The 5,954-nt window shown below is 34.7% G+C and carries 4 protein-coding genes and 2 tRNA genes; 5 read left to right on the top strand and 1 reads right to left on the bottom strand.

Annotation, left to right across the window (positions count from 1 at the left end; translation table 11 throughout):
* Positions 1-309 precede the first annotated feature (309 nt).
* The 4 genes from ACP6PK_RS25340 (at position 310) to ACP6PK_RS25325 (ending at position 3,819) form a co-directional block, all read left to right on the top strand.
* Entirely contained in the window at positions 310-2,169 is a 1,860-nt protein-coding gene (locus tag ACP6PK_RS25340) for an ABC transporter ATP-binding protein (protein WP_426563725.1), read from the top strand.
* Positions 2,170-2,234: 65 nt separating this feature from the next.
* A tRNA-Tyr gene (locus ACP6PK_RS25335) sits at positions 2,235-2,316 on the top strand.
* A 198-nt stretch (positions 2,317-2,514) separates the two neighbouring features.
* Positions 2,515-2,586: transfer RNA gene (locus tag ACP6PK_RS25330), tRNA-Thr, on the top strand.
* 297 nt (positions 2,587-2,883) lie between these two features.
* Positions 2,884-3,819 carry a transcriptional regulator gene (locus ACP6PK_RS25325; protein ID WP_426563723.1) on the top strand — a complete coding sequence of 312 codons (936 nt, stop codon included), beginning with the start codon at positions 2,884-2,886 and terminating at the stop codon, positions 3,817-3,819.
* Positions 3,820-3,945: 126 nt separating this feature from the next.
* On the opposite strand, the gene ACP6PK_RS25320 is transcribed toward ACP6PK_RS25325, so the two are convergent.
* Positions 3,946-4,191 (bottom strand): DUF1049 domain-containing protein, encoded by a 246-nt coding sequence (locus ACP6PK_RS25320; protein ID WP_426563721.1) that lies wholly within the window; start codon positions 4,189-4,191, stop codon positions 3,946-3,948.
* Positions 4,192-4,525: 334 nt separating this feature from the next.
* On the opposite strand from ACP6PK_RS25320, the gene ACP6PK_RS25315 reads away from it, so the two are divergent.
* A complete protein-coding gene (locus ACP6PK_RS25315; RefSeq protein ID WP_094671992.1) occupies positions 4,526-5,212 on the top strand; it encodes a phosphate ABC transporter permease in 687 nt (228 codons plus the stop codon).
* Positions 5,213-5,954 lie beyond the last annotated feature (742 nt).

Genomic DNA, 5,954 nt, shown 5'->3' with positions numbered 1-5,954 from the left:
CTAAATACAGTCAGAGATTACTTTTGAATACATGACTTTTGACTTGCGCTATACTGTTATAGTATGGTCGTCTGTACTCCTTAACTATAACGATCTAGTTTTCAATTCCAAAATCTAAATACAGTCAGAGATTACTTTTGAATACATGACTTTTGACTTGCGCTATACTTTCGCGATCGCCACCCCTTAACTATAACGATCTAGTTTTCAATTCCAAAATCTAAATCGGGAAATTTTTACTTTTATATTACAAAAGTATTATTTTTGTATTAATATAAATAGCTGTGGTTCTAAAATTGAAATAGAATTATGGCAACTTTCAGGGACATCATTAAATACTACCAGGCATACTTGCCACTTTCCATCTTCACCATTGGAGCATCAAGCGCCCTAGAACTAACAGACCTCATAGTTCCTTATGCCATCGGCCAGATTTTGAATGTACTCTCAGAACGTTCCACAGACTGGCCAATGGAACAATTAATTGAGGCAATTGCCAACTTAACTGGACTACCAAATAATCAACTATTATCCCTATCTGTGCCATTAGGACTAATATTTTTAGTCAGCATCACCAAAGGTCCAACTCTCGCTTGGCTCGGCCACTGGTATCATTGGTTTGTTCCACTTAAAGCACGTCGAGACCATTACCAAAAAGCCATCCAAAAAATTCTCACCCTACCCCTAGAATTCTACGACGAAAACAACCCAGGACGTATCGCCAACCGTATTTCAAAAGGAGTCTTAAATCACACCTGGACTTACCCAGATATTGCAGGTACTTTAATCCCAAAATTAGTAAGGGTATTCGGCATTTTTATTGTCATCTTTTTAATAGAATCACCAATTGCTCTTTTATTCCTTGGTTCATTTATTTTTATCCTGATTTTTACTCTCAAAAGCCTTCAATATCTTGCCAAAAGAGAAATCACTTTTGATAAATATGAAGAAAACACAGAAAGTCACAACTCAGAAATTATTACCAATATAAAAACAGTCAAAGCATTTGCTACAGAAACTCAAGAATTGCAAAGACAAACTACTCGAATCAACCGCGCCCTCAAAATTATTATAGGTAGAATTCATAAAAGCTATGTTTGGCTATCCATGTATCAGACAAGTATTGTTGAATTTTGCTTATTCTTCATTCTAGGTTTGACATTATTTACAAAATTGTCTGGTGAAATTTCTCTAGGATATTTTGTAACTATATACACTTTAGCCAGTATGGCTTATGCAGAGATAACTCCCATCAGTCAATTAACTGAAGAATTCGTCCGTCGCTATGCTTCCATGATTCGTTTCCATGAATTTATGCAGTTACCCATAGGTTCTGATGCTGCTAATTTAACAGAAGTAACTGGAAAATCAACAGAATCGACAAATATTAATCCCTACAAATTTACAGGCAAACTTGAATTTGAAAAATTGAGCTTTGGTTACAACCCTAACAAGCCTGTTTTAAAAGATATAAATCTCTTGATTAAGCCTTGTCAAACTATTGCTTTAGTCGGAAAATCTGGTTCAGGAAAATCTACTTTAGTCAAATTAATATTCAGATATTTTTCACCAAATCAAGGTAAAATTTTAATCGATGGAGAAGATATTAATAGTCTTAATATTACAGGTTATCGACGTCGATTAGCAATTGTTCATCAAGAGGTAGATATATTCAATGGCACTTTATTAAGCAACCTAACTTACGGTAATCCTGAAGCCACTTTTGAACAGGTTAAAGAAGCTTGTAAAATTGCTAAAGCTGATGAATTTATCCAACAAATGCCTCAAGGTTACTATACAGTTGTTGGTGAAAGAGGGATGCGATTATCCGGCGGTCAACGACAACGTATAGGAATAGCTAGAGCTTTGTTAGTAGACCCAGATATACTAATTTTTGATGAGGCAACTTCTAGTTTAGATTATGAAAGTGAGCGAGCTATTCAATTAGCAATGCACGATATTTTTGGGACTCGCACCACTATTATTATTGCCCACAGACTAAGTACAGTACGGGAGGCCGATAAAATTGTGGTACTTGACCAAGGTAGAATTGTGGAAGTGGGTAGCCATGAGGAATTGCTAGGCCAAGAAGGTATTTATCATCGACTACATTCATTGCAAGAGACTGTTAAACACCATAGTGGCTTGGACTTGAGGAGTAGCAAATAATTTTTTTTCACCAAACTATTGCAATAAAAATTATTTGTGTTAGTATATATAAATGTGAGTAGCAAGGGTCGATGCCCGAGTGGTTAATGGGGGTGGACTGTAAATCCACTGGCTACGCCTACGCTGGTTCAAATCCAGCTCGGCCCACTCACTCAAATTAAACTAGCACTCAGCTATCAGCTCCTTAATCTTTAAAATGGCTGGTTGAAAATTAATAACAACTACTAATTTTATATATAGTGGTAGGAATTAAAGCTTTTAATTTTTATCTGACAGCTAAATGATGTTTTGGGAATACTCCTTTAGGAAAAACTGATAGCTAGTTAAAAGGATTGAAAGAAAAACGCCCGTGTGGCTCAGTGGTAGAGCACACCCTTGGTAAGGGTGAGGTCACGAGTTCAATCCTCGTCACGGGCTTTCAGAATTAAGTAAAGAAATAAAGTTATTATTAATTATCTTATCATTTTAATATCTGCATATATAATACTTAAAAGTAAGGTACAGAATTATTTTAGGGATAAAATTTTACTATGATTCTTAAAACTAACTTATAAAAGCTGAAATATTTCCTATACCTATACTACTTAAATTTATTTAACCTTAAGTAGCATTAAACTTTAATGCCTAGTGAAATATATATAATATTTTTATAGATATTAGTCTAAGCTAGAGTATAGCAGATAAATTAATTAAATATTTTTTAGGGAAGGTGGTATGACACCTACAAAGCTGTCAGATTCGGAAAAAATAGAAATTGTTGAACTGTATCAAACAACAGAAGAGAATACTATTACCCTAGCAGACCGCTATGGAGTTAGTAGTTCTACAATTAGACGGTTATTACAAAGTAGCATACCAGAAGATGAATATAAAAACCTAGTTCAACAGAAGCAAAAGCGTCCATCTCGTTCCCAAAAAAATATAGATATAGATGTAGATTATGATAGTAGCGACTTGGGTGAATCAGCAGCTAGGGAAAGTTTAGATCGAGAAGAATCGGACTATAGCCAATATGAACCAGATGGAGTATTAAAAAGACGACGCCGACGTTCTTCTTCATCTAATGATGATGAGACTGAGCAACTGACAGAATTCCCTAAATTATCTTTGGCTGCTCAAGATAATCAGAAATCAAATGATACATTTGAGGGTAATCATGCTCCTACCGAAGAAATAGAAGAGATTTTAGCAGCAGATTTACGAGAGCAACCCCAAAATTTAGATGACTTTGAGAATGATGATTTAGAAGATTTTGATGAGGAGTTTGATGTAGAAGATAAGTTTGATGTAGAAGAAGATGTAGACAGATCCGATCATCTATTTCCCAATTCTAACCACTCTGAAGTTAAAATTCATACCCTCAGTGAGTCCGTCTTGCCAAAAATTTGTTACTTAGTAGTAGATAAATTTACAGAGTTAGTTACTAAACCTTTGATAGCTTTTGGGGAATTAGGACAAATACCTGTGGAAGAGTCTCAGGAGAAAACTTTACCAGTTTTTGATAATCACCGAGTAGCTCATAGATTTTCTGCTCATAATCAAAGGGTTCTGAAAGTTCCTGATGGTAGAATGTTGCAAAAAACTACAGTCTATTTGCAAGCTAAAGGAATTACTCGACTCCTGATTGATGGTCAAGTGTATAAGTTATAATGACAACTTATCAAATATCAGTTATCAGTTATCAGTTATCAGTTCCTCTAGCTAAAGTCAAAGACTTGAGACCTGATTTTTTGGTGAAAGATTAAAATCAGGGGTAATTTATAGTTCCTCCTAAAATCAAAAATCTTCTTGATGGTCTTTCATCTTTCCAAGATTAAAAAGTGGTGGCAAAAGAATCGAACTAATTATAACTCCGATACTTACACTAAAAGACAAGATAATTCCTACAGGAATCTGGATAGACTGGAAACCAATAAACTTTAAAGATATTGGGGTGGCATTCTGAACTGAGAGGATTGCCATCCCAGTTATCCACAATGCTAGAATTATACTACTGATAATTGGTGGGATAAATTTTTGCATAGAGTATTTTATCATACAATATAAACAATTATAATCTTACCATGAATAATCAAAAAAATAAAACCTGTCTCACCTCAAGAATATATATAAATTATCACTCAGCTATCAGTTAGAGTGCTTTTCTGTTTCTCTCATTGTGCCTTGCTTTCTAGAATTGTTATTGCAACTCATCCTTATAAAAAATATTGTATATATAGCTAAGTAAAGAATTGGCTAGGACATAGACTGATGATGAATCTAGAAAGCGGAAATGTTTTTCTAACTATTCCCTATTCCCTATTCCCTATTCCCTGCTATAAAATAAATCAATTAATCTCAAATTTTAAATCTATAAATGCTAGTTCCTTTAACTCGTAAAACATTTGAACAATTAATTCCAATTGTAGCTACAGGCGATCAATATCAATATTATTGGGGTAGGTTATCTGATATTTTGAAACGAGCTTTAATTTCTGCTATCTCAGTTTTGACGATAGTTTTAATTAATGTATTTGTTCATGATGATGGTGACCCTTTATTTTTATTAGTTGGTATTACAGCAGGTCTTTATTGGTTGTGGGGACCTATTTTATTAGCTAGTTTTCGCAATACCGAATTTAGACGCTATCCATATAGTGGTTTATGGCAAGGAAAAGTTATTGATGTATATCTTACAGAAGAAGTAGTTGGTCAAGAAGAAAAAGTTAATAAAAAAGGGGAATTAATAATAGTAGAAAATTTAGAGCAACGAATAAATTTAGAATTGGGGGATAAAACAGGATTTACAGTTGAAATGCAAGCTCCTCTACGTCGTTATCATCAAGGTATTTCTAGAGGTCAGGTAGCTGTAATGTTAGTAATGTCTTATCAACAAGATTTAGAGACAATTGCTAAATATTCAGATGTTTATCTTCCTACTGTAAATTTATGGGTTAGTGATTATCCATATCTCAGAAGAGATGAGTTTATTGAGGTAATTAATCAGGTACGTTCATCTCGCAGGAAAAATCAACAACGCCAACCAAGTAATATAGAATTTTAGTAAGCATTCAGCAGTCAGTTATTAGTTATCAGCTAGCCTCCTGCGGACGAACTAAGTTTTTTCGTATAGGGAATGCTCCGCAAACATGTCGCGCAGCGTTTCATGTCGGCGATAGCCGAAAACAGCTATATTAGCTTTAATATAGAATCCGGTTGAACAGTTGTCATTGCGACGAAACGGAAGCAATCTCTTAAACCTCTGAGATTGCTATCCGTTCCGGAATGCTCCGCAAACCTTCCACTCCCTTCCAGTCGCTGCGGACGCAAGCTATAGTAATTATCCGGATTCTATATAAAGAAGGAAAAAACAATTGAGATATTTCTAACCCACATTCCGCACGACAAAATGTAGTACACAAAGAGTGGGAAACTTGAGTAAGTATTTAGATTTATAGTATGAGGTAGGAGGCGATATAGCTGCCGCACTTGCTCCGCCAACGCAAATCAATAGAATGGTATCAGTTTCCAGAACTCACCAATAGACGAATTCAAAAATAGCCAAAGTCTCTCTATCACCTGACTACTCCGTTTTTAATAATGGCCAAGTGCTTTCATTTGACACTACTATTAAATTGTTAATTATTTTAGTGCTTTACCTGCTTTAGTCTCAAGTTTCTCAATTGAGCAGATAGTATCTTTGACAAGTGGGAGGAAAAAACTTCAATAATTCTAAACGTTCATAAGTGAGATTAGATATGCTCTTAACTCCAGAATTAATCAATAAATGAATCGACTGAAAACAT

This window comes from Dapis hubbardiae BLCC-M172, assembly GCF_050016015.1.
Lineage (GTDB): Bacteria > Cyanobacteriota > Cyanobacteriia > Cyanobacteriales > Microcoleaceae > Trichodesmium.
The sequence above is the reverse complement of the archived record's forward strand: the minus strand, read 5'-3'. Positions and strand labels throughout refer to the sequence as shown.